Origin of the sequence: Falsiroseomonas stagni DSM 19981, assembly GCF_900114315.1 — a bacterium.
GTDB lineage: Bacteria > Pseudomonadota > Alphaproteobacteria > Acetobacterales > Acetobacteraceae > Falsiroseomonas > Falsiroseomonas stagni.
In genome coordinates, this window is sequence record NZ_FOSQ01000001.1 from 842,826 (window position 1) to 865,460 (window position 22,635).

Annotated in this window: 21 protein-coding genes; 12 read left to right on the forward strand and 9 right to left on the reverse strand. The window is 72.0% G+C overall.

What is annotated here, in order from left to right:
- Positions 1–14: 14 nt before the first annotated feature.
- Positions 15–1,103: a site-specific DNA-methyltransferase gene (locus tag BM041_RS03960; RefSeq protein WP_092955744.1), complete on the forward strand. Its 1,089-nt coding sequence runs from the start codon at positions 15–17 to the stop codon at positions 1,101–1,103.
- A gap of 73 nt (positions 1,104–1,176) precedes the next feature.
- On the opposite strand, the gene BM041_RS03965 is transcribed toward BM041_RS03960, so the two are convergent.
- Positions 1,177–3,045: an ABC transporter ATP-binding protein gene (locus BM041_RS03965; RefSeq protein WP_092955747.1), complete on the reverse strand. Its 1,869-nt coding sequence runs from the start codon at positions 3,043–3,045 to the stop codon at positions 1,177–1,179.
- Between the two features lie 197 nt (positions 3,046–3,242).
- On the opposite strand from BM041_RS03965, the gene nhaA reads away from it, so the two are divergent.
- Positions 3,243–4,421 carry a Na+/H+ antiporter NhaA gene (gene nhaA / locus BM041_RS03970; RefSeq protein WP_092955750.1) on the forward strand — a complete coding sequence of 393 codons (1,179 nt, stop codon included), beginning with the start codon at positions 3,243–3,245 and terminating at the stop codon, positions 4,419–4,421.
- 89 nt (positions 4,422–4,510) lie between these two features.
- On the opposite strand, the gene BM041_RS03975 is transcribed toward nhaA, so the two are convergent.
- From BM041_RS03975 to BM041_RS03995, 5 genes are all read right to left on the reverse strand, one after another.
- The gene (locus BM041_RS03975; protein WP_092955753.1) at positions 4,511–6,589 is read right to left on the reverse strand and encodes a methyl-accepting chemotaxis protein; all 2,079 of its coding nucleotides are present in this window, start codon (positions 6,587–6,589) and stop codon (positions 4,511–4,513) included.
- A gap of 97 nt (positions 6,590–6,686) precedes the next feature.
- Positions 6,687–7,139, reverse strand: coding sequence for a VOC family protein (locus BM041_RS03980; protein WP_092955756.1), 453 nt, complete (start codon positions 7,137–7,139; stop codon positions 6,687–6,689).
- An 85-nt stretch (positions 7,140–7,224) separates the two neighbouring features.
- Positions 7,225–11,328 carry a chromosome segregation SMC family protein gene (locus BM041_RS03985; RefSeq protein ID WP_092955759.1) on the reverse strand — a complete coding sequence of 1,368 codons (4,104 nt, stop codon included), beginning with the start codon at positions 11,326–11,328 and terminating at the stop codon, positions 7,225–7,227.
- Between the two features lie 21 nt (positions 11,329–11,349).
- The gene (locus tag BM041_RS03990) at positions 11,350–11,985 is read right to left on the reverse strand and encodes a DsbA family protein (RefSeq protein WP_092955762.1); all 636 of its coding nucleotides are present in this window, start codon (positions 11,983–11,985) and stop codon (positions 11,350–11,352) included.
- 61 nt (positions 11,986–12,046) lie between these two features.
- Positions 12,047–12,451: a DUF721 domain-containing protein gene (locus BM041_RS03995; RefSeq protein ID WP_092957455.1), complete on the reverse strand. Its 405-nt coding sequence runs from the start codon at positions 12,449–12,451 to the stop codon at positions 12,047–12,049.
- A gap of 59 nt (positions 12,452–12,510) precedes the next feature.
- Here BM041_RS03995 and BM041_RS04000 point away from each other — a divergent pair, with 59 nt between their 5' ends.
- From BM041_RS04000 to BM041_RS04025, 6 genes are all read left to right on the forward strand, one after another.
- Positions 12,511–13,557, forward strand: a complete 1,047-nt coding sequence (locus tag BM041_RS04000; RefSeq protein WP_092955764.1) for an A/G-specific adenine glycosylase — start codon at positions 12,511–12,513, stop codon at positions 13,555–13,557.
- A gap of 153 nt (positions 13,558–13,710) precedes the next feature.
- The gene (locus BM041_RS04005) at positions 13,711–14,007 is read left to right on the forward strand and encodes an AtpZ/AtpI family protein (protein WP_245761915.1); all 297 of its coding nucleotides are present in this window, start codon (positions 13,711–13,713) and stop codon (positions 14,005–14,007) included.
- 51 nt (positions 14,008–14,058) lie between these two features.
- Entirely contained in the window at positions 14,059–14,838 is a 780-nt protein-coding gene (locus tag BM041_RS04010) for a F0F1 ATP synthase subunit A (RefSeq protein ID WP_175533718.1), read from the forward strand.
- Between the two features lie 66 nt (positions 14,839–14,904).
- The gene (locus tag BM041_RS04015) at positions 14,905–15,129 is read left to right on the forward strand and encodes an ATP synthase subunit C family protein (protein WP_092955773.1); all 225 of its coding nucleotides are present in this window, start codon (positions 14,905–14,907) and stop codon (positions 15,127–15,129) included.
- A gap of 131 nt (positions 15,130–15,260) precedes the next feature.
- Entirely contained in the window at positions 15,261–15,761 is a 501-nt protein-coding gene (locus BM041_RS04020; RefSeq protein WP_092955776.1) for a F0F1 ATP synthase subunit B family protein, read from the forward strand.
- 14 nt (positions 15,762–15,775) lie between these two features.
- Positions 15,776–16,285 (forward strand): F0F1 ATP synthase subunit B family protein, encoded by a 510-nt coding sequence (locus BM041_RS04025; RefSeq protein ID WP_092955779.1) that lies wholly within the window; start codon positions 15,776–15,778, stop codon positions 16,283–16,285.
- A 188-nt stretch (positions 16,286–16,473) separates the two neighbouring features.
- On the opposite strand, the gene BM041_RS04030 is transcribed toward BM041_RS04025, so the two are convergent.
- Positions 16,474–18,042, reverse strand: a complete 1,569-nt coding sequence (locus tag BM041_RS04030; RefSeq protein WP_175533719.1) for an FG-GAP-like repeat-containing protein — start codon at positions 18,040–18,042, stop codon at positions 16,474–16,476.
- A gap of 126 nt (positions 18,043–18,168) precedes the next feature.
- Between BM041_RS04030 and BM041_RS04035 the strand changes: the two genes are divergently transcribed.
- A complete protein-coding gene (locus BM041_RS04035) occupies positions 18,169–19,749 on the forward strand; it encodes an ABC transporter substrate-binding protein (protein WP_092955785.1) in 1,581 nt (526 codons plus the stop codon).
- Between the two features lie 42 nt (positions 19,750–19,791).
- Here BM041_RS04035 and BM041_RS04040 read toward each other — a convergent pair whose 3' ends face one another.
- Both BM041_RS04040 and BM041_RS04045 read right to left on the reverse strand, forming a co-directional pair.
- A complete protein-coding gene (locus tag BM041_RS04040; RefSeq protein ID WP_092955788.1) occupies positions 19,792–20,244 on the reverse strand; it encodes a GNAT family N-acetyltransferase in 453 nt (150 codons plus the stop codon).
- Entirely contained in the window at positions 20,244–20,813 is a 570-nt protein-coding gene (locus BM041_RS04045; RefSeq protein WP_217648605.1) for an NUDIX hydrolase, read from the reverse strand. Before BM041_RS04045 ends, BM041_RS04040 begins: the two co-directional genes overlap by 1 nt.
- 102 nt (positions 20,814–20,915) lie before the next feature.
- Between BM041_RS04045 and BM041_RS04050 the strand changes: the two genes are divergently transcribed.
- From BM041_RS04050 to BM041_RS04060, 3 genes are read left to right on the forward strand one after another with little or no spacing between them, the layout of a single operon-like run.
- Positions 20,916–21,362 carry a YHS domain-containing (seleno)protein gene (locus BM041_RS04050; protein ID WP_092957458.1) on the forward strand — a complete coding sequence of 149 codons (447 nt, stop codon included), beginning with the start codon at positions 20,916–20,918 and terminating at the stop codon, positions 21,360–21,362.
- Positions 21,363–21,399: 37 nt separating this feature from the next.
- Positions 21,400–21,975 (forward strand): RNA polymerase sigma factor, encoded by a 576-nt coding sequence (locus tag BM041_RS04055; protein ID WP_217648606.1) that lies wholly within the window; start codon positions 21,400–21,402, stop codon positions 21,973–21,975.
- Positions 21,975–22,619, forward strand: a complete 645-nt coding sequence (locus BM041_RS04060; protein WP_092955794.1) for an NrsF family protein — start codon at positions 21,975–21,977, stop codon at positions 22,617–22,619. The genes BM041_RS04055 and BM041_RS04060 overlap by 1 nt, the downstream gene beginning before the upstream one ends.
- Positions 22,620–22,635: the final 16 nt, after the last annotated feature.

The following is a 22,635-nucleotide window of genomic DNA, read 5'->3' on the forward strand; positions in this document are numbered from 1 at the left end:
TTGCTGGCGTAACGATGGGCACCGGTCTCGACCTGCCGCTGGATGAGGTGATGGTCGGCGACTGCATCGCGATGCTGCGGCGCCTGCCGCCGGCCTCCGTGCACGCCGTCTTCGCCGACCCGCCCTACAACCTCCAGCTCAAGGGCGAGCTGCGCCGGCCGGATGACAGCATCGTCGATGGCGTGGACGACGCCTGGGACCAGTTCAGCGATTTCGCGGCCTATGACGCCTTCACCCGGGAATGGCTGACGGAATGCCGCCGGGTGCTGCGCAAGGACGGCACGCTGTGGGTGGTGGGCAGCTACCACAATGTGTTCCGGCTGGGCACGGCGATGCAGGACCTCGGCTTCTGGATCCTGAACGACGTGATCTGGCGCAAGGCGAACCCGATGCCGAATTTCCGCGGCCGGCGCTTCACCAATGCGCATGAGACGCTGATCTGGGCCGCCCGCGGCGCCGAGTCCCGATACCGCTTCAACTACGCCGCCATGAAGTCGCTGAACGACGACGTGCAGATGCGGAGCGACTGGTATTTCCCGCTGTGCACCGGGGCCGAGCGCCTGCGGGGCGAGGACGGCAAGAAGCTGCACCCGACCCAGAAGCCGGAGGCGCTGCTGCACCGCGTGCTGGTGTCCTGCACCCAGCCGGGGGAGGTGGTGCTGGACCCCTTCCTGGGCACCGGGACCACGGCGGCGGTCGCGAAGCGGTTGGGCCGGCGCTTCATCGGCATCGAGCGGGACGAGGGCTATGCCGCCGCCGCCCGCGCCCGGATCGAGGCGGTGGAGGCGATGCCGGAGAGCGCTGCGCTCGCTTTGCCGAACAAGCGGGAGCAGCCGCGGGTCGCCTTCGGGCTGCTGGTGGAACGCGGCCTGGTGCCGGCGGGAACCACGCTGACGGATCGGCACAAGCGCTGGCGCGCGGTGGTCGGCGCCGATGGCACGCTGCGCTGTGGCGCGGCGACGGGGTCCATCCACAAGGTGGGGGCGGAGTTGCAGCAGGCGCCGTCGTGCAATGGGTGGACGTTCTGGCACATCGAGGGGCGGGACGGGCGCCTCAGGCTGATCGATGAGATCAGGACGGAGATTGCGACGCAGGGGCTTTGATTGACGATGGTCCAGGGGGCTCTGCCCCCTGGCGGATGGGGTCTGGGGAAGGCAGCGCCTTCCCCAGCGCGCCCTACTCCCCGATGAACCCCCCCGATTGCCGCTTCCACAGCTTCGCATAGACCCCGTCCCGCGCGAGCAGTTCGGCGTGCGTCCCCGCTTCCGCCACGCGCCCCTGCGACAGCACCACCAGCCGGTCCATGCGCGCGAGCGTCGACAGCCGGTGCGCCACCGCGATCACCGTCTTGCCCGCCATCAGCCGTTCCAGGCTTTCCTGGATCGCGGCCTCCACTTCGGAATCGAGGGCGCTCGTCGCCTCATCGAGGACCAGGATGGGTGCGTCCTTCAGCAGGACGCGGGCGATGGCGACGCGCTGGCGCTGGCCGCCGGAGAGTTTCACGCCGCGCTCCCCCACATGCGCGTCATAGCCCGTGCGGCCGCGCCAATCCGCGAGGTCCATGATGAAGTCGTGCGCTTCCGCGCGGCGGGCGGCTTCCTCGACTTCCGTCAGCGTCGCATCCGGGCGGCCGTAGCGGATGTTCTCCAGGATGGAGCGATGGAGCAGGGCGGTGTCCTGGGTGACGACGCCGATCGCGCCGCGGAGGCTTTCCTGCGTGACGGTCGCGATGTCCTGGCCATCGACCAGGATGCGGCCTTCCTCCGGCGTGAAGAAGCGCAGCAGCAGGTTGATGGCGGTGGTCTTGCCCGCGCCGGAATGGCCGACCAGGCCGACGCGTTCGCCGGGGGCGACGGTCAGGTCGAAGCCCTCCAGCACCCCGGCTTCCCGGCCATAGCCGAAGCGCACCTGGTCGAAGCGGATTTCGCCCCGCGGCACCGCGATGGGCTTCGCATCGGGCGGGTCGGGCGCCGTGGGGGGCACGGCGATGCTGCCCATCGCTTCCTGCACGGTGCCGATATTCTCGAAGATGCCGGCGACGTTGAAGGCGACCCAGCCGGAGATGTTGGCGATCTGCCAGGCCATGGGCAGCGCCGCCGCCACCATCGCCAGCGGGATTTCCCCCCGTGACCACAGCCAGATCGCCATACCTGCCGTGGCCGTCAGCATCGAGGCGTTGAGGGTGGAGAGCAGCAGGCCGTTGAGGGTGACGAGGCGCGTCTGGGCGGCGAATTTCTCGTTCAGCCCCTGCACGGCTTCCCGCACCCAGGCATCCTCCTGCGCCGCGCGGGCGAAGAGCTTCACGGTGACGATGTTGGTGTAGCTGTCCACGACGCGGCCGGTGAGCAGGGACCGGGCCTCGCTGGCCTTGCGGGCGCGGTCGCGCATCCGCGGCACGATCAGCCGCAGCAGCGTGGCGTAGAGGGCGAACCACACCAGGATGGGGATGGCCAGGCGCCAGTCGGTGGAGGCCAGGACCAGCACCGCGCCGGTGCCATAGACCAGGATGTACCAGACGGCGTTGACGGACTGGACCACGCTTTCCCGCAGCGCCGGGCCGCCCTGCATGACGCGGTTGGCGATGCGGCCGGCGAAATCCTCCTGGAAGAAGGACCAGCCCTGGCGGATCACCTGCCAGTGGCTCTGCCAGCGGATCATGCCGGTGACCGCGGGGATGATCGCCTGCTGGGTGACCAAATTCTGCGCCAGGATGGCGATGGGGCGGCAGACCAGCAGCACCGCCGCCATGCCCGCCAGCGTCCAGCCCGCATCGGCCCAGATGCGGGCCGGGCCGTGCTGTTCCAACAGCCCCACCACGCGGCCGACGAAGATGGGGATCAGCAGGTCCAGCAGCGCGACGGTGAGGCCCGCGCTGAAGAGCAGGAGAAACAGCGCCCGCGCCTGGCGGGCGAAGTACCAGTAGAAGCCGAGGAGGGATTTCGGTGGTGGTTCCTCCGGCACCGGGACGCCGAGCCAGCGGGCCGCGGGGGTGCCGGGGGGCGTGACGGGGTCGATCGCGCGTTCGAACAGCCGGAAGGGGAGCATGGGGGCAGGACGCGCCGATGCGCCGCGGTCGTCAATGATTCGCTCCGCGGCGTTCATGGCGGCAAGTTGAAGCGCCGCGTAACCTGTTGCCGAGACTGCCCTTTCGCCGTGCTGCCCATGGCGGGATGGCGGGCGGGGATGGCTATTAATGAAGAAATCTTCATAGACGCGCGCGACCCCGACCGGAGTGTTCCCGAATGGCCCAGCGCCGCCCGACATCGCAGCTCCGCCGCTTCCTGGACAGTGAGGCCTCGGGCGGGCTGGTGCTGATGGCGGCGGCGGCGCTGGCGCTGCTGGTGGCCAATTCGGCGCTGGCGCCGGCCTATCTCGGCGCACTGAAGACCTATCTCGGCCCGCTGAGCCTGCTGCACTGGATCAATGACGGGCTGATGGCGGTGTTCTTCCTGTTCGTCGGCCTCGAGATCAAGCGGGAGGTGCTGGACGGGCAGCTGGCCACCTGGTCCCGCCGCGCCCTGCCGGGCCTGGCGGCGGCGGGGGGCATGGCGGTGCCGGCGGCGATCTACCTGTCCTTCACCTGGCAGGATCCGGTGCTGCGGGCGGGCTGGGCGATTCCGGCGGCGACGGACATCGCCTTCGCGCTCGGCGTGCTGTCGCTGCTGGGGAAGCGGGTGCCGGCGTCGCTGAAGGTGTTCCTGGCGGCGCTGGCGATCCTGGACGACCTCGGCGCGGTGACGATCATCGCGCTGTTCTACACGGCGTCGCTGTCGCTGGTGGATCTGGCCCTGGCGGCGGCGGTGCTGGCCGGGCTGGCCGTGATGAACCGGATGGGGGTGCTGCGGCTGCTGCCCTATCTGCTGCTGGGGGCGCTGCTGTGGTTCTTCGTGCTGCGATCCGGGGTGCATGCCACCATCGCGGGCGTGCTGCTGGCGCTGACCATCCCGCTGCGCATGAAGCCGGGGGCGACGGAGGACCTGGCGCAGTCGCCGCTGCACCGGCTGGAACACGGGCTGCACCATGCCGTCGCCTTCGTCGTCGTGCCCATCTTCGGCTTCGCCAATGCGGGCGTGGCGCTGACGGGGCTGGGCTGGGGGGTGCTGGCGGAGCCGCTGACGCTGGGCGTCTCGCTCGGCCTGGTGGTGGGCAAGGTGGTGGGGGTGCTGGGCGCTTCGGTGATCGCCATCCGGCTGGGGCTGGCGACGCTGCCGGCGGGCGCGACCTGGCCTCAGATGGCCGGGATCGCGCTGATCTGCGGCATCGGCTTCACGATGAGCCTGTTCATCGGGATGCTGGCCTTCCCCGGCAACGCCGCGCTGCAGGATGGCGTGAAGATCGGCATCCTGCTGGGGTCGCTGGTGGCGGGGGTGCTGGGCTGGCTGGTGCTGCGGGTCGCGCCCGGACGGGCGCGCGGGGCATAGCCCGCCCGGACGGGCGCGCGGGGCATAGCCCGCCCGGACGGGCGCGCGGGGCGTAGTCGCGCCCGGTCGGGCGCGACCCGCCTGAGGGGTCACGCCGCCCGGCGGATTTCCGCCAGGAAGCCATCGACCTTGGCGCGCAGCACATCGGCCTGGCGGGACAGGCCGGCGGAGGCGTCGCGCAGCCCGGCGCTGGCGGCGTAGGACGCTTCCGCCCCCTCCCGCGCCTGCGCGGTCTGGCTGGTGAGTTCCTGCGTGCTGGCGGCGGTTTCCGCGATGGCGCGGCCGATTTCCTGCGTGGCCGCGGACTGCTGTTCGGCGGCGGCGGCCACCTGGGTGGCGATCGAGGAGAGTTCCTCGATCGTCTGGCCGATGCCGCGAATGGCGGCGACGGCGCGGCTGGTTTCCGCCTGCATGGCGGCGATCTGGGTGCTGATCTGCTCCGTCGCCGTCGCGGTCTGGGCGGCCAGCGCCTTCACTTCCCCGGCCACCACGGCGAAGCCCTTGCCGGCATCGCCGGCGCGCGCGGCCTCGATCGTCGCATTGAGGGCGAGCAGGTTGGTCTGGCCGGCGATGGAGTTGATCAGGCCGATCACGTCGCCGATGCGGCTGGCGACATCGGCCAGGCCGGCGACCGCCTGGTTGCTCTCCTGCGCGTCGCGGGAGGCCTGCTGGGCGAGCCTGGCGGATTGCGTCACCTGCTGAGCGACCTCCGCGATGCTGGCGGAGAGTTCCTCCGCGGAGTTGGCGACGGTCTGGGTGTGGCTGGCGGTGGTGTCCACGGCGCGGGTCATGGCATCGGCCTGGGCGCGGGCGCCGGAGGCCGCTTCGCTCATCCGTCCCGCCGTCTCATCGAGTGGCGCGGCGGCACCGGCGACGGCGCCGAGCACATCGGCCACCTCCGCCTCGAACCGCCGGACCAGGGCGGCGGTGGCGTCGGCGCGGGCGGCCTTGGCCTGCTGTTCGGCGGCGGCCTCCGCGGCGATGCGGACGGATTCCAGGGCGTTGCGGCGCAGCACCTCCACCGCCCCGGCCATGGCGCCGATCTCATCCGCGCGGGCCTGGTCGGGGACGGTGATGTCGTTCTCCCCCTGCGCCAGGCGCTGGACCACGCCGGTCAGGCGCTCCACCGGCACCACCACGCGGCGCACCAGCAGCAGGCCCAGCGCCGCCAGGACCAGGCCGACGAAGAGCGCGGTGGACAGCACGATGGCGAGCAGCGTGTCGGCGCGGCTTTCCGCCGCCACGGCCTGGGCCGTGGCTTCCGCCAGCGCGGCGTCGCGCACCTGCAGCAGGACCTGGAGGCCGGGGGTGGCGAATTCCGTGAACTGCGCGGGGGTCATGGGGTAGGCGGCGCCGGCACGACCGGCATCGATCAGCACCTGGGTCTGGCGCGTGATGTCGCCGAAGTAGCGGGCCTCCACCGCCGTGATGGCGGCGGTCAGGCGGGGCGTGTCGTCGATCAGCCCGGCCACCATCTTCACCCGCGCCCAGGTCGCATCGACCAGGCGCGATGCGCCGGAGACGGTATCGAGCTCGGCCGGCGTCATGGCGCGGCCGCTGTTCAGCGCGGTGGCGATGGCGACGATGCGGCGGCTGGCCTGGTCCCGCAGGTCCCAGGTGAGTCGAGCCACCAGCATCAGGTCGCCGAGCGAGCCGTCGGTGCGGGTCAGCGCGCGGTGGCTGTCATCCAGTGCGGCGGTGACCAGGCCCAGCACCTGGTCATAGACCGCCTGCGGCCGACCGCGGATGGCGGGGTCCCGCTGCGCCAGCGGCAACACCGCGGCCGGATCCATCGCCTGGCGGAGTTGCCGCAGGGTCGGGATGGCGGCTTCCAGGCGCTCCGCATGGGCGCCGCCGGTGCCGGAGGCGCGCAGGCTGGCGATGGTTGTCGCGAGCGCCGCATCGGTATCCGCCTTGATGACCGTCAGGCGGGCGATCGTGTCGGCCTCCGCGGCGTTGGAGGCATTCATGCGGATCACATAGTTGCCGCGCTCGATCACCAGGCGCTCCGTCAGGCGCATCAGGGTGGCGGCGGCTTCGGTGGTGCGGACGGCGTCGGCCGCGGCGCTGCTGGTCCGCCACTGCTCCAGCCCGGCGATGGTGGCAATGCCGCCGCCAAGGCCGGCGATCCCGAGCATGACGAGCGAGAAGAGGACCTTGATGCGCATGGGACATCCATCGGTAGCCGAGGACACGTCTCTACCGGTGGTGGCATTGCCGAATTCATAATCGCGGCCAGCGTAGGCCCCGCGCGGGGGCCGGGCATCAGCCGCCGGACATCCGCCGCACCATTTCCTCCACCGATACCTCCTCCACCCGGCTGGCCAGGTGCCAGCGATGGCCGAAGGGGTCGAGCAGCGTGCCCACGCGGTCGCCAAAGGGCTGGTCGGCGGGGGGCCGTTCCTCCCGCGCCCCGGCGTCGAGCGCGCGGGCGAAGGCGGCGTCCACATCCCCGACATAGAGCATGAGGGAGACGGCGGTGCCGCCGAAATGGCCGGGGGCGAAGGCGCCGTAATCCGCCGCTTCCTCCCCCACCATCACCACGCTGCCGCCGATCCTGATCTCCCCATGCATCACGGCGCCGTCGTCGCGGGGGATGCGCATGATCTCCTCCGCCCCCAGCACCGCCACGTACCAGGCCAGCGCGCGCGCCGCGTCCTTGACGCAGAGATAGGGGGAGATGCGGGGATAGTCGGCGGGGATGGGCTGCACGGACATGGCGGTTCCTCCTGGCGTCGTCGGAGGATGCGCGCCTGCGAGGCGGCATTTCAAGAACAATAAGGGAACATAATCGCGAGGCCGCTCAGGCCGGCGCGGCGCCGTCCACCAGCTCCACCGCCCGCTGCAGATCGACGCTCAGCAGGCGCGACACGCCGCGTTCCTGCATGGTCACGCCATAGAGGCGGTGCATCCGAGCCATCGTCAGGGGGTGGTGCGTCACGATCAGGAAGCGCGTGCCGCCGCCGCCTTCCTCCACGGGCTTCGCCATGATCTCCAGCAGGTCACACAGGCGCTCCACATTGGCGTCGTCCAGCGGCGCATCCACCTCGTCCAGCACGCAGACGGGGGCGGGGTTGCAGCGGAAGACGGCGAAGACGAGGGAGAGCGCCGTCAGCGCCTGTTCCCCGCCCGAGAGCAGGGCGAGGGAGGACAGCTTCTTGCCCGGCGGCTCCGCATAGATCTCAAGCCCCGCCTCCAGCGGATCGTCCGAGCCGACGAGGGCGAGATGCGCGCGGCCGCCGCCGAAGAGGCGGGTGAAGAGGCCGCGGAATTCGGAATCCACCTTGTCGAAGACCACGCGAAGGCGTTCCCGGCCCTCCCGGTTCAGATGGCCGATGGAGCCGCGGAGCTTGGCGATGGCGGTGGCGACTTCCTGCCGGTCCTGCTCGATCTTGGCGCGGGCGGCGTCGAGTTCGTTCAGCTCCACCTCGGCCCGCAGGTTCACGGGCCCCATCTCCTCCCGTTCCTTGGTCAGGCGATCGACCTTGCGGCGCGCCTTCTCCTCCGCCTGGTCGGTCAGCTCGCCGACCTCCTCCGGCAGATCGGGGTGGCCTTCGCCGAGGCGTTCGACGATCCGTTCCTCGACGGCGAGCGCGGCGGCCTCGGCCTGGGAGGCGGCGCCTTCGGTGCGGAGCTGCGCCTCTCGCGCCTGGGCGAAGGCGGCGTCGGCGGTGCGGCGGGCGAGGGCGGCTTCCCGGTCCTCGCGCTCGGCGGCCGTCAGGGTGGTGGCGGCGGCGGCGTGGGTGGCCTCGGCCTCCGCCAGGATACGGCCGGCGGCGGCGCGGCGGGCGGCGGCGGCTTCGGGGGCGTCGGACAGGGCTTCGCGTTCGGCCGCGGCTTCCGCGGCGCGGGCGGCGAGTTCGGCGCGGCGGGCGGCGGCTTCCGCGCGGCGGCGGGCCCATTCCTCCCGCTCCGGGCCGATGGCGGCCTGGCGGGTGGTGATGCGCGTGGCCTCGGCGGCCAGCATGGCGCGGGTGTCGCGGCAGCCGGCTTCGTTGGCCCGGGCATCCGCGAGCGCCGCGCGGGCCTGGTCCACGGCGGCCCGCAGCGCGGCGAGGTCCGGGGCGGCGGCGCGGGCTTCCTGCGCCTGGGCCAGCGCCTGGTCCGCCGCCTCCCGCTCCGCCGTCACGCGGGCGAGTTCGGGTTCCAGCGCGGCGAGGCGCGCGGCGGCTTCCGCCGCGCGGGCCTCCAGGCGGCGGGCGGCGTCGCGGGCGGCGGCCAGGCGCTGTTCGGCGCCACGGCGGGCATCGCGGGCGGCGGATTCGGCGCGGATGCGGGCCTGTTCGTCATTGGCGGCCAGCGTCCGCGCCTGGCGGGCGGCGGCGGCATCGGGGGCGGCGGCGCGGGCTTCCCGCGCGGCGGCCAGCGCCGCATTCGCGGCCTCCCGCTCCCGGTCCAGCCGCTCGATCTCCGGCGCCAGGGCGGCCAGGCGCTGCTCTGCCTGCTGGGCGCGGGCGGTGATGCGGTCGAGCGTCGTGGCGGCGGCGGCCTGGGCGCGTTCGGCCTGGGCGCGCGTCTCCCGCCGGGCGGCTTCCTCCGCGCGGGCATGGGTCTCGTCGGTGGCGGCCTGTTTGCGGGCCTCGGCGGCGGCGGCGGCGGCGGCCTCCGCCCGGTCCTGCCGGATGCCGGCGGCGCGGAGCGCGTTGCGCTGGGCGAGGCGGACGGCGCCGGGGGTGGGGGCGCCCGCCCGCAGGCAATGGCCATCCCAGCGCCAGACCGCGCCTTCCTCCGTCACCAGCGCCTGGCCCGGCTTGAGCAGCGCCATCAGCGCCGCGCCATCCAGCCCCTTGGGCAGCAGGCCGACCTGGGACAGGGCGCGGCCCAGCGCGGGTGGCGCCTCCACCAGGCGGGAGAGGGGGGTGGCGCCGGCGGGCAAAGCGGGCAGGGGATCGAGCGGCGGGAGGGCGCGCCAATGCTTCGGCGCCTCCTCCTCCAGCGCGGAGTCCAGCGCCTCCCCGATCGCGGCGCCCAGCGCGGCTTCCAGGCCGGGAGGGACGGTGATGCTGTCCAGCACGGGCGGCAGGGCGCTGCCGGCCTCCCGCGCGCGGAGCACTTCGGTCAGGGCCGCGGCCTCGGCGGCGGCGCGGGCGCGGGTGCCCTCGGCCTCGCTGGCGGCGGCGCGGGCCTGTTCGTGGCGGGACTGGGCGTTGGTGCGGGCGGCCTCCGCCCCTTCCAGCGCGCGGCGTGCGTCGGTGAGGGCGGCGGCGGTGCGCGCGGCCTCGGCGCGGGCGGCGTCGAGTTCCGCGGCGGGCACGGCGCTGGCGCGGGCCTGGTCGCGTTCGGCGGAGAGCCGGGCGTGCTGGTCGGCAGTGCGGCGCGCGGTCTGTTCCGCGGCCTGGAGGGCGTTGGTGGCGCGGGATTCCGCGGTTTCCGCTTCTGCCGCCGCGCGGCGGGCGGCTTCATGGGCGGCCTGGGCCTGCGCGCGGGCGGATTCGGCCGCCGCGAGGGCCTGCTCGGCCTCCGCCAGGGCCGATTCGGCTGATGTCACGGCAGTGGCGGCGGCGGCGCGGTCGGCATCCGGCACCATGGCGGCGCGGGCGGCGCGCGTGTCCTGGTCCAGCTTCGCCTGCGCCTGGGCGAGGCGGCTGGCGCGGGTGGCGGCTTCCTGCTCCGCCGTGGCCAGCGCGCCCGCGGCGGCGGCGGCCTCCGCGGCGGCTTCGGTGGCGCGGTCGGCGGCCTCGGCCGCGGCGGCGACGGCGGCAGTCGCCTGGGCTTCCAGGCTTTCCGCTTCCGCCGCGCGGGCGGGAAGGGCGGCCGCCATGGCGGCCAGTTCCTCGGCCTCCGCCAGCAGCCGGCTTTCGGCGGCGCCGGCATCGGCATCGACCCGGGCGGCGTGGTCCAGGTCCCGGGCCAGGGCGGCGTGGCGGGCCTCGGCGGCGGCCAGGGCTTCCCTTGCCCGGGCTTCCTCGGCGCCCAGCGTCTCCGCCTCCACGCGGCGGCGTTCGAGGGCGGTGCGGGCGGCGCCCTCGGCCTCCCGCGGGCCGGGCATGCCCTGTTCGGCGGCGAAGGCGCGGCGGGCGGCGGCCTCGGCCTGCGCTTCCGCATCGCCCGTCGCGCGCCTGGCATTGGCGAAGGCGTCGCGGGCGTGGGTGAGGGCGGCCTGGGCGCGGGCGCGGAGGATGGCGAGCCATTCGACCTCCGCCTGCCGCACCAGGCCGGAGATGTTGCGATAGCGCGCGGCCTGGCGGGCCTGGCGCTGCAGGTTCTGGCGGCCGGATTCCATCTGCCCGATCAGATCCTCGGCCCGGGCCAGATTGTTCTCGGCCTGGCGGAGCTTGAGCTCGGCCTCGTGCTTGCGGGCGCGCAGCCCGGCGATTCCCGCCGCTTCCTCCAGCACGGCGCGGCGATCCTCGGGCTTCGCCTGGATCAGGGAGGAGACGCGGCCCTGGCTGACCATGGCGGAGGAGCGGGCGCCGGAGCCGATATCGGCGAACATGGTCTGCACGTCGCGGGCGCGCAGTTCGCGGCCATTGACGCGGAAGGAGGAGCCTTCGCCGCGCGCGATCTTGCGGACGATCTCAAGCTCCGCCGCTTCGGCGTTGGGCGGCGGCGCGAGGCCGGCGGCTTCCTCCAGGGAGAGGGTGACTTCCGCCAAATTGCGGCCCGGGCGGGTGGCGGTGCCAGCGAAGATGACGTCGTCCATCTCCCCGCCCCGCATGGAGCGGGCATTGGTCTCGCCCATCGCCCAGCGGAGGGCCTCGACCACATTGGACTTGCCGCAGCCATTGGGGCCGACGATGCCGGTCAGGCCGGGCATCACCTCCACCACCGTGGGCTCCGCGAAGGATTTGAAGCCGGCGATGCGCAGCCGAGTCAGCCGCGCATGGCGCGCGGCCTCGGCCTGCGCCTCGGTCCGCGCGGGGTCCTCCGGCGGGGTGCCCTCCGCCTCGGGGGTCACGGCCTCCATGCGCTGTGGCCCCGGCCGGCCTTACCGGATCTCGGCGACCAGGGCGGCGAAGCGGTCGAAGGCCATGTTGCCGGGGACCGTGCGGTTCCCGAAGACGAAGGTCGGCGTGGAGTTCACATTGTGCTGCTGCTGGCCGGCGACGCGCTGTTCCAGGATGCCGCGCGCCAGGGCCTGGTTGCCGATGGCCTCGTCGAACTGGGCGCGGGTCATGCCGGCGATGGCGGCGATCTTGAACAGTTCCTCCTGCGTGTTGGCGCCGCGGGCGAAGGCCCAGCGATCCTGCTGCTGCAACAGGGTGGAGACAAAGGGCTCGTAGCGTTCCGCCGGCAGGCTGCGGGCGACCTGGGCGGCGGCCAGCGCCACGGCATCGAGGGGGAAGTCGCGGAAGACGATGCGGACGCGGCCGGTATCCACCAGTTCGCGCTTCACGCGCGGCATGGTGTCCTTGTGGAAGGACGCGCAATGGCCGCAGGTCAGGGAGAAGTATTCGATGACGGTGGGCGCGCCGGCGCGGCCGATGCTGCGTTCCGTCATGCGGGGATCATCGGCGGCCAGCGGTGCCGGGGCGGCGGGGGCCTGGGCCAGGGCGGCGCCCGCGAAGGGCAGGCCGAGGGGGAGGCCAGCGGCGAAGGCGAGGAGCGAACGGCGGTCGGTCATCCGGGCAGACTCCGAGGACAGGCCCTGAAAGCGGGCGGGGGGCCGGGAATCCCCCGGCCAGTCATCGCTTCCGATAGACGCCAAGCGCCAGCTTTGCCAGTGCATCCCGCAACTCGCCCTCCGGCATGGCGGCGATGCGGGCTTCCAGCTCCGGCGGCAGGGCGACGGGTTTCGGGCGGGGGCGGGCGGGGGCGGCGCCGGCGGGGGCCTGCTGGACGAAGCGCAGGCGCTCCACCGCCGTCTTGCCGAGATGGGCGTTGATCCGGCCGATCAGTTCGGGGGCCAGGTGCTGCAATTCCATGGCCACCGGGCCGGAACAGCCGATCGTCAGGCTGCCGGCGGACAGGCGCAGCGGCTGCGTCACGGCGGACAGGGCCGGGCCGACCACATCGGGCCAGTCGGCCATCAACTGCGCGCCGGCGGGGCTGCGCTTGCGGAAGACGGGGCGCGCCAGGCGCGCGATCATGGAGCCCACGGGCAGGGGGCCTGTCGGGAATCGGCGGTCGCCCCCATCCTTCGCCACGCATGACCCCCTTTCCCGATCCCGCGCTGCTGCTGGCCTGGTATGACCGGCACAAGCGCACCCTGCCCTGGCGGATGCCGTCAGGTGCCGCCGATCCTTACCGCGTCTGGCTGTCGGAGGTCATGCTCCAGCAGACGACCGTCGCGACGGTCGGCCCGCGCTATGCCCGGTTCCTGGCCCGCTTCCCGGATGTGGCAAGCTTGGCCGCCGCATCCTGGGAGGAGGTGGCGGAGGAATGGGCCGGGCTCGGCTACTATGCCCGCGCGCGGAACCTGCATGCCGGGGCGAAGGCGCTGGCGGCGGGCGGATTCCCGACCACGGTGGAGGGGCTGCGCGCGATGCCCGGCATCGGCGCCTATACCGCGGCGGCGGTCGCAGCGATCGCCTTCAACCGGCCGGTGGTGCCGGCGGACGGGAATGTGGAGCGGGTGACAGCCCGCATCCATGCGGTGGATGCCCCCCTGCCGGCGGCCAAGCCGCGCCTGGCGGCACTCGCCCAGGGCTGGATGGAAAACCCGGCCGCCCGCGCCCGGCCGGGGGATTTCGCGCAGGCGCTGTTCGACCTGGGCGCCACGGTCTGCACGCCCCGCAACCCCGCCTGCGCGATCTGCCCCTGGCGGGATGGCTGCGCGGCGCAGAAGGCCGGCATCCAGGCCGGCCTGCCGCGCAAGGCCGCGAAGAAGGCGAGGCCGACGCGATTCGGCGTGCATTTCCTGCTGCGCGACCGCGACGGGCGGCTGCTGCTGCGGCGGCGGCCCGATTCCGGGCTACTCGGCGGGATGCTGGAGGTGCCGGGGACGCCGTGGCGGGAGGAAGGGTGGGGCGCCGCGGAGGCCGCGACCCATGCGCCGCTGCCTGGGATGGACTGGCAGCCGCTGAACGGGGAGGCGACGCATGGCTTCACCCATTTCGAGCTGCGGATGGCGCTGTGGCGGGCTGAGGCGCCGGGGGGGCTGGCGCCGGAGGGCCTGGCCTGGTGGGACGCCGCCGCCGCCAGGGCCGCGATGCCCACCGCCATGAAGCGGCTGCTGGACCTGGCAGGCGTCTGAAACCGGGGTGATCACCGGGCGTTCCTGGTGGCGCGCGCGTCACGAATCCTTCATCCCGGCCATGCTGCACCGCAGCCATCGCCTTGACACTGCTAACCCCACATCGTAGGGAGCGCGCGCCTTCCGGGCGGGGCACCGCGGGGGAGAGCAGGCGTGACGAAACCAGACGGCTTCGAGGATCGGCTCCGGCAGGCCCGGTCGCGGCGAGGGATGGATCCCGAGCCCGGCAGAACGGGAAATCTGCCGCCGGGCAGCACCTGGGGCATCGGGTTTCGCGCGGGGGTCGAGGTCGTCTCGGCACTCGTCGTCGGCGTGGCGGCTGGCTGGTTCCTGGACCGCTGGCTCGGCACCTGGCCGTGGCTCTTCCTGCTGTTCTTCGTCTTCGGCAGCGTCGCGGGCGTGTTGAACGTCTACCGGCTGTTCAAGCCACGCGATGCGGCACGGAAATAGGCCCCGGGGACTTGTCCCTGGCGGGCTGGGTAGGGATCGAGGCTGCCGCGGATGCGGCGACCGGGGGAATCGAGAGTGGCCGCCGAAGGTAAGACGATCGACGCGCTGAGCCAGTTCGAGCTCGCGACCGTGCTGGGCCCGATCGGCTCCTCGGTCGGGTTCTCGCAGTCCAATGCGCATATGCTGCTGGCGGCGGGGCTGATCACGGCGCTGATCATGTTCGGCATGTCGGCGCGCGCGGTGGTGCCGGGCCGGCTGCAGAGCCTGGCGGAATCCTCTTACGAATTCGTGCATGACCTGGTGCTGGGGCAGGTGGGGGATGAGGGCAAGCGCTTCTTCCCCTTCGTCTTCACGCTGTTCATGTTCGTGCTGTTCGGCAACCTGCTGGGGCTGCTGCCCTACGCCTTCACCTTCACGAGCCACATCGCGGTGACCTTCGCGCTGGCCGCGGTGGTGTTCGTGCTGATCACGGTCGTGGCGCTGATGCTGCATGGCCGGAAGTTCTTCGGATACTTCTTCCCGGAAGGCGCGCCGATCTGGCTGGCGCCGATCATCATCCCGGTCGAGATCGTGTCCTACCTCTCGCGCCCGGTCAGCCTGTCCATCCGACTGTTCGCCAACATGGTCGCCGGCCACGTGATGCTGAAGGTGTTCGCCACCTTCATCGTCCTGCTCGGTGGCCTGGGCGCCGTCGGTCCCTTCGTGGCGGTGCTGCCGCTCGGGGTGAACATCGCGCTGGTCGGCTTCGAAGTGCTGGTGGCGTTCCTCCAGGCGTATGTCTTCGCCATCCTCACCAGCATCTACCTGCACGACGCCGTGCACCTGCACTGATCCGCAGGCCTGGCGTCCGTTCAGACCAATCCCACCCCAGTTCACACAAGACGGAAGGATACACAGATGGAAGTGGCTGCCGCGAAGGCCCTCGGGGCTGGCATCGCCGTGATCGCGCTGTTCGGCGTTGGCCTCGGCATCGGCAACATCTTCTCCGCGATGATCACCAGCGTGGCCCGCAATCCGGCGGCTCGCGATGCGGTGTTCCCGATCGGCATCCTGGGCTTCGCGCTCACGGAAGCCGTCGCGCTCTTCGCGCTGCTGATCGCGTTCCTCATCCTGTTCACCTGATCCCGCCTGCCGGGGCGCGGGTGGCCATGGCCACCCCGCCTGCGGCCTGAGGGATTACAGCGCGCCATCATCCTAGCCAGTGGCCTTGCCGGTGGCGCGCCGGCGGACAGACCGAGGAGACCCGACACACCATGCCGCAGCTCGAGTTCGGCAATCCGCTGATCATCGCCCAGATCGTCTGGCTGCTGATCATCTTCGGGGTGCTCTACTTCGTGCTTTCCAACTACGCGCTGCCGCGCGTGGCGGAAGTGCTGGAGGATCGCCGCCAGCGGATCGAGGGTGACCTCGAAGCCGCGCGCGCCGCCAAGGCGGAAGCCGATGCGGCCACCGCCGCCTATCGCGAAGCCTCGGCCAAGGCCCGGGCGGAAGCGCAGGCCGCGATCGCGGAAGCGATGCAATCGGCCCAGGCGGAAACGACGGCCCGCGCCGATGCGCTGGCTGCCCGGCTGGCGAAGCAGATCGATGAGGCGGAAGCCCGCATCGGTCGTGCCCGCGACGCCGCCATGGGCGCGCTGCGCCAGGTCTCGACCGAGACGGCGGATGCGCTGATGGTCCGCCTGACCGGCCGCAGCGACCAGGCGGCGCTGGGTGCCGCCGTGGACCGTGCGCTCGCCGCGCGCGGCCAGGGCTGAGGAGACAGGGCGCCATGGAACACCACTACGCGCATTTCTGGCTCGACCCGAAGTTCTGGGTCGCGGTCTCCTTCGTCCTCTTCGTCCTGCTGGTCGCCAAGACGGCCTGGGCGCAGATCACCACGCGCCTCGATGGCCGCGGTGAGCGGATCCGCGCCGAACTGGCGGAAGCCGCCCAGCTTCGCGCGGAAGCGGAGGCGATGCGCCAGCAGGCGATCGCCGACCGCGCCGCCGCGCTGGCGGAAGCGGAGGACATGATCGCCCGTGCCCGTGCCGAGGCCGAGCGCCTGGCCCAGGCCGCGGCGGCCGACGCTGAGACCGCCGCCAGGCGGCGCGAGCGGATGGCGATGGACCGCATTGCGGCCGCCGAGGCCGGTGCCGTCGCGGAAGTCCGCAACGCCGCCGCCGAGATCGCCGTGGTCGCGGCGCGGGAAGTGCTGGCCCAGACGGTGGACGCCCAGGCCGACGCCACGCTGATCGACGCCGCGGTTGCGGATCTGCCGCGGGCGCTGAAGGCGGCCTGACGGCCCCTTTCATCGACTGGTCATGACAGAAGGGGGCCGCAAGGCCCCCTTTTTTCGTGCCCGCCGCTGGTCGTGCCCGCCGCTGGGGGCTCACATCGCTGCCCTTCCCCGGCGCACAGGCCGAAACGATGAGGGGGCCTTTCGGCCCCCTCCTCCCGCAGTTCCAGGATCGGCGGATACGCCTGGCGTCAGACCATCTGCCAATCGGTGCTGACATCCAGCACCACGCCGCCGCCGCGGACCGTCGCGCCATCCATGAACCAGTTCACCACCGTGCCGCCACCGCTGCGCCAGATCAGGTCCGCGCGGCCATCGCCGTTCACGTCGCCCACCGCGCGGATGTTCCAGGACGTCTCAACCTGCGCGACCGCGCCGCCACCGATGATGGAGGTGCCATTCATCAGCCAGACCACGACATCGCCCGTGGTGCTGTTGCGCCAGACCATGTCGGCGCGGCCATCGGCGTTGAAGTCGGCCAGGCCGCGGACCTGCCAGTCCAGCCCGACATTCGCCACCTGCCCGCCGCCGATGACAGTGTTGCCATCCATCGCCCAGACAACGACCTGCCCGGCCGCCCCGCGCCACAGGATGTCCGCGCGGCCATCGGCGTTGAAGTCGCCGAGGCCGGCGATGGTCCAGTCCGTCGTCACCGTGCCGACGCTGCGCGAGCCGCTGACGCCATAGACGCCGTCGAGGCGCTGCATGCTGACCGCACCCGTCGACAGGTCGCGCCACAGCAGGTCCGCGTTGCCGTCCCCGGTCATGTCGGCCATGCCCTGGAAGGTGGTGCCGAGAGGCCGCGATCCCGGGACGTTGGCGAGGCCGACGCTGGTGCCGTTCATGCTCCAGACCTGGATCGCGCCGGCGTTGGACAGCCACACGAGGTCGGCGCGGCCATTGCTGTCCGTCTCCGCCAGGCCCAGCAGCGTCCAGTCACTGCCGACCCGCGCGACCGTGCCGCCACCGGTGATCGACAGGTTGCTCATCGTCCAGAGCGCGACCGTGCCATCGGCGCCCCGCCACGCCAGGTCAGCCCGCCCGTCGCCATTCAGGTCCCGAGGACGGGCGGTGTTGCCCAGCATGACGGAGGTGCCGATGAAGTCGATCCGCTCGATCCCGCTGATGATGTCGGTGCCTTCGGTGCTGGCGGTGACGCGCCAGGATCCATCGGCGAGCAGCGCCCACTCCGCACTGGCACGGCCGACGACGAAGCGCGCGACGTCGAAGCCTGCCTCCCCCAGCACCAGATCATTGCCCGTGCCGCCGGTCAGGACGTCATCGCCATCGCCGCCCCAGAGGCTGTCGTTTTCCGAATCGCCCTGCAGCGTGTCGTTGCCCCCGTAGCCGAACATGCTGTCGTGGCCTTCGCGGCCGCCCTGGGCCTCACTGAAGTCCGACAGGCGCACCTCCGACGGTCCCGACATGATGGCGGCGTCGAAGGCGTTGCCGTCGCCCAGCGCCAGCCATCGATAGAGGTTGTTGCCATTGATGCTGACATCGCTGATGTCGACCAGCCGGACCCCGTCGACGACCACATAGACCCTGGTGACGATGGCGCCGCCATTGGGCTGGAGGAGGTTCTGCCCGTTGGCCCCGAAGCCGATGCCATAGATCTCGATGCTCCCCGGGCGTCCGCCCAGCGTGCCGTCCACGATGAAGGTGCCGGTGTTCAACGTGCGGAGCGACGTATTCTCCATGCTGCTCAGCGCGGTCAGCGGGTTGATCGCGCTGTTGCGGGCGATGATGAAACGACCCATGGCTTTGCCCTTACATAACGTTAACGACATTAATGGCGTGGCGGTTTCGTCTCTTCAAGCCGTGCGCGCTGGTCGCCGGCCCTGGCGCGGGATAACTTAGCCGCAACATCATGTCGGAGAAGCAACATGAAGCGCAGTTTCCTGGCGGCCGCCCTGTTTGCGGCGACCGCTTTCGCCGCGCCGCCGGCCCAGGCCAATCTGTTCCGCTGGGCCAATGACGGTGATGTGAACTCCATGGATCCCTATGCCCGGCAGGAGACCTTCCTGCTGAGCTTCATGCAGAATGTGTATGAGCCGCTGGTCCGGCGGAACCGGCAGCTGCAGGTCGAAGCCTCGCTGGCCGAGCGCTGGGAGCAGACCGCGCCGACTGTGTGGCGCTTCCACCTCCGCCGCGGCGTTACCTTCACGGATGGCACGCCCTTCACGGCGGATGATGTCGTGTTCTCCATCGTGCGGGCGAAGGCGCAGGGATCGAATGTGGGCGGGTCGCTCGCCAGCGTGAAGGAAGCGCGGCGCGTCGACGACCATACGGTGGATGTGGAAACCCATGCGCCGAACCCGATCTTCCTGGAGGAGATCACCGGCATCGGCATGATGTCCCGCCGCTGGGCGGAGGCGAACAACGCGACGCGCAGCGCCGACCTGACCACGGGCGCCGAGAATTTCGCGACCCGCAACGCCATGGGCACCGGCCCCTTCCGCCTGGTGTCGCGGGAGCCCGACCGCCGCACGGTGCTGGCGCCGAATCCGGGCTGGTGGGACCGGCCGGAACACAACCTGACCCGCGTCGAGTTCAACGTCATCGCCAATGACGCGACGCGCATCGCCGCCCTGCTGAGCGGGGAGGTGGACATGGTCTATACCGTGCCGCCGCAGGACACGGACCGCCTGTCCCGCACGCCCAACATCCGCGTGCACCAGCAGGCGGAACTGCGGACCATCTACCTCGGCTTCGACCAGATGCGGCCGGAACTGCTGAAATCCGATGTGCGGGGGCGCAACCCGTTCCAGGACATCCGCGTGCGGCAGGCCTTCAACCACGCGATCGACCGCGCGGCCATCGTGCGGACCGTGATGCGCGGCCAGGCGCGGCCGACGGGGCTGATGATCGGGCCGGGGGTGAACGGCCACACCACGGCCGGCGACCAGGTGGCGGCCTACAACCCGGACCTGGCGCGGCGGCTGCTGGCGGAAGCCGGCTATCCCCAGGGCTTCGGCGTGACGCTGGACTGCCCGAACGACCGCTACGTGAATGATGAGGCGATCTGCACGGCCGTGGTCTCCATGCTGGCGCGCATCGGCGTGCGCGTCACGCTGAACGCGCAGACCCGCGCCCGCTACTTCGCGGAGATCCTGGGCCCGCGCTACAACACCAGCTTCTACATGCTGGGCTGGACACCCAACACCTATGACGCCCACAACGCCTTCTTCAACCTGATGGCGTCGCGCCGGGGCGACCGCGGGCTGTTCAACGTGGGCGGCTTCAGCAATGCCCGCTTCGATGAACTGGTGACGAGCATGGCGGTGGAGACCAACCCGCAGGCGCGCCAGGCGATGATCGAGGAAGCGCTGAAGATCCACACCGATGCGGTGGGCCACCTGCCGCTGCACCAGCAGACCGTGATCTGGGCGGCGCGGAGCAACATCCAGCTCCAGCAGCTGGCGGACAACTACTTCCCGCTGCGCTTCGTGCGCGTCGGCAACTGAGAGGCGCCGCCCTCTCCCGCATGCGCGGGGGAGGGAGCGTTCTCAGCCCAGCTTGCGGTCGTAGGTGATCCACATCGTGCGCGTCGCCATGCGGTCATAGACGCCGCGGCCGCGATAGTTGTCGTCGGCCGTGATCCAGCGGATCACGGTCCAGCCGCGCTGGCGGCCTTCCTCCGCCACCGCGTCGATCAGCGCATCCGCCACGCGCTGGCCGCGCGCGGCGGGGTCCACGAACAGATCATCGAGGTAGCCGCCGACGCTGGCCGAAAGCGGCCGCGCGAAGGGGCGGTAATGGGCGAGGCCCAGCACCGCGCGGGACTCGTTCTCCGCCACCAGCGCCTTCACCTCATGCGCGGGGTCCATGATCCAGCCCCAGACGCGGGCGCGCATCTCCGGCGTCTGCTCCACCTTGTAGAAGGCGGCATAGCCGGCATAGAGGCGTTCCCACGCCTCCCGGTGGTGCGGCGCCAGGCGGACGACGTTCACGCTGCTCATCACGCGATCTCCTGCCGGATGCGCCCGGCGGCGGCGAGGGCGACGAGGATGCCGCCCACATGCATGGATTGCCCGATGCGGCCGCCGGCCACCGCGGCCAGCACCTCCTCCACCGTCATCAGCACCACGGCGATCTCCTCCGTCGGCTCCGGCGTCGCGGCGGCGACGGGTACGGCGCCGGTGCCCAGCACGATATGCAGGCGGTTGGTCTGGATGGCGGGGTTGGCGTGGGCAGCGTACAGGAAGCGCCATTCGGGGGCGTCATAGCCCGTCTCCTCCCGCAATTCGCGGCGCGCGGCGGCGATGGCATCCGCATCCCCGGGGTCCATCACGCCGCCTGGCAGTTCCAGCGACCAGGCCTGCGCACCATGGCGCCACTGGCGTACCATCACGACGCGGCCATCGGGGGTGATGGCCACGGCGCAGCACCAATCGGCGTAGTCCAGCACGTACCAGGGCGCGATCTCCGTGCCGGCACGGGTGCGCAGGCGGTCCGCGCGCAGCTTGATCCAGCGATCCTCCACCAGCGTCTCCGACGCCGTGGTGGTCCAGGGGGGCGTTTCATTCATGCGGCAGCGTGGCGCTGGGATGCAGGGGCGCGCAAGGGGCCGTAACCAGGGGCCCGCGCCTGACGAAGCGCCTGGCATCCTTGTCATTGGAAGATCCCCGCCATGCTGCGCCGCAGCCTTTTCACCCTGGCCGTCATCCCCTTCGTGCAGCCGGCCCTCGCCACGCCGCGGGTGCGCGCGGTGAACAACGCCGGCGGCGTGGCGCTGCGCGGCCATGACCCGGTCGCCTGGTTCACCGAGGGCCGGCCGCGCCGCGGCCAGGCGGCCTTCCAGGCGGACCACGCCGGCGTCGCCTGGCACTTCGCCTCCGCCGCCAACCTGGCGCGGTTCGAGGCCGATCCCGCCGCCTTCGCCCCCGCCTTCGGCGGCTACTGCGCCTTCGGCGTCGCCCGCGGCTACAAGGTGGATATCGACCCGGAGGCGTGGCACATCGAAGCCGGCGTGCTCTACCTCAACTACGATCGGGGCGTGCAACGGCAATGGCGGCGCGACATTCCCGGCCATATCGCGCGGGCAGCGGCGAACTGGCCCCGCCTGGCCGAGGCGTGACATGCACGCTGCCAGCCTCTCGGCCGGCTACACCCCCATGAGCGACGCCGCCCCCACCCGCGCGACCCAGGAAGCCCGCTGGGGTGGCCTGCTGGCCGCCGCGCAGGCCGGCGATGCCCGTGCCTATGACACGCTGCTGCGGGAGATCACGCCGCGGCTCCGCAGCCTGTGCCGCGCCCGCATCCGCGATACGGCGGAGGCCGAGGACGCGGTGCAGGACGCGCTGATGACCATCCACGCGCTGCGCCATACCTACGACCCGGAACGCCCCTTCGGCCCCTGGCTCACCACCATCGCGACGCGCCGGGCCGTGGACCGGCTGCGCCGGCGGGGCCGTGGCGCGGGGCGCGAATCCAACATCGACGACCTGCCGGAAGGTGCTGCTTCCGTCGCGCCGGTGGCGGAGGAACGGATCGCCGCGCGCAACCTGCGCGACGCGGTATCGTCGCTGCCGGAAAGCCAGCGCACGGCGCTGCGCCTGGCGAAGCTGGAGGATCTGTCGCTGGCAGAAGCCTCGGCGCGATCGGGCCTCAGCGTCGGTGCCTTGAAGGTCGCGACCCATCGCGCGATGCAGTCGCTGCGCAAGCGCTTCGGCGTGAAGGGGGATGAGTGATGCGGACCGATGACCTGATCAGCCGGCTTTCCGCCGGGCTGACGCCGGTGCGCCGCGTGGCCCCGCCGCTGCTGGCCGCACTCGGCTGGCTGGCGATGGCGACGGCCGTGGTGGCACTCGGCGTCGCGGTCTCCGGCTTCCGGCACGACATCGAACAGCGCCTGATGCTGATGCATGAACAGGTGAATCTGGCGGCGGCGCTGCTGACCGGCACGGCGGCCGCCATCGCCGCCTTCCACCTGGCCCTGCCGGACCGCAGCGACCGCTGGGCGCTGCTGCCGCTGCCCTTCGCGGCCTTCTGGGTCTCGGGCCTCGGCTGGGGCTGCATCCAGGAATTCGTGGACCAGGGCTTCCCGGCACTCGGCACCAGCTTCGGCTGCATGCGCTTCATCATCGGCTTCGGCATCCCGCTGACCCTCGGCATGCTGTGGATGACGCGCCACGCCGCGCCGCTGCGACCCGGGCCCGTGGCGGCGCTGGCGGGCCTCGCCGCCGCCGCCATCGCCTCCGTCGGGCTGTCCCTGGTGCACCACCTGGACGCGGCCGCGATGGTGCTGATCTGGCACGGCGGATCGGTGGCGCTGGTGACCTTCCTGGCGAAGCGCTGGGGCGCCCGCGCGATGCGCGCGATGGGGCCTTCGTAGGTCGTCGCGGGTTGCC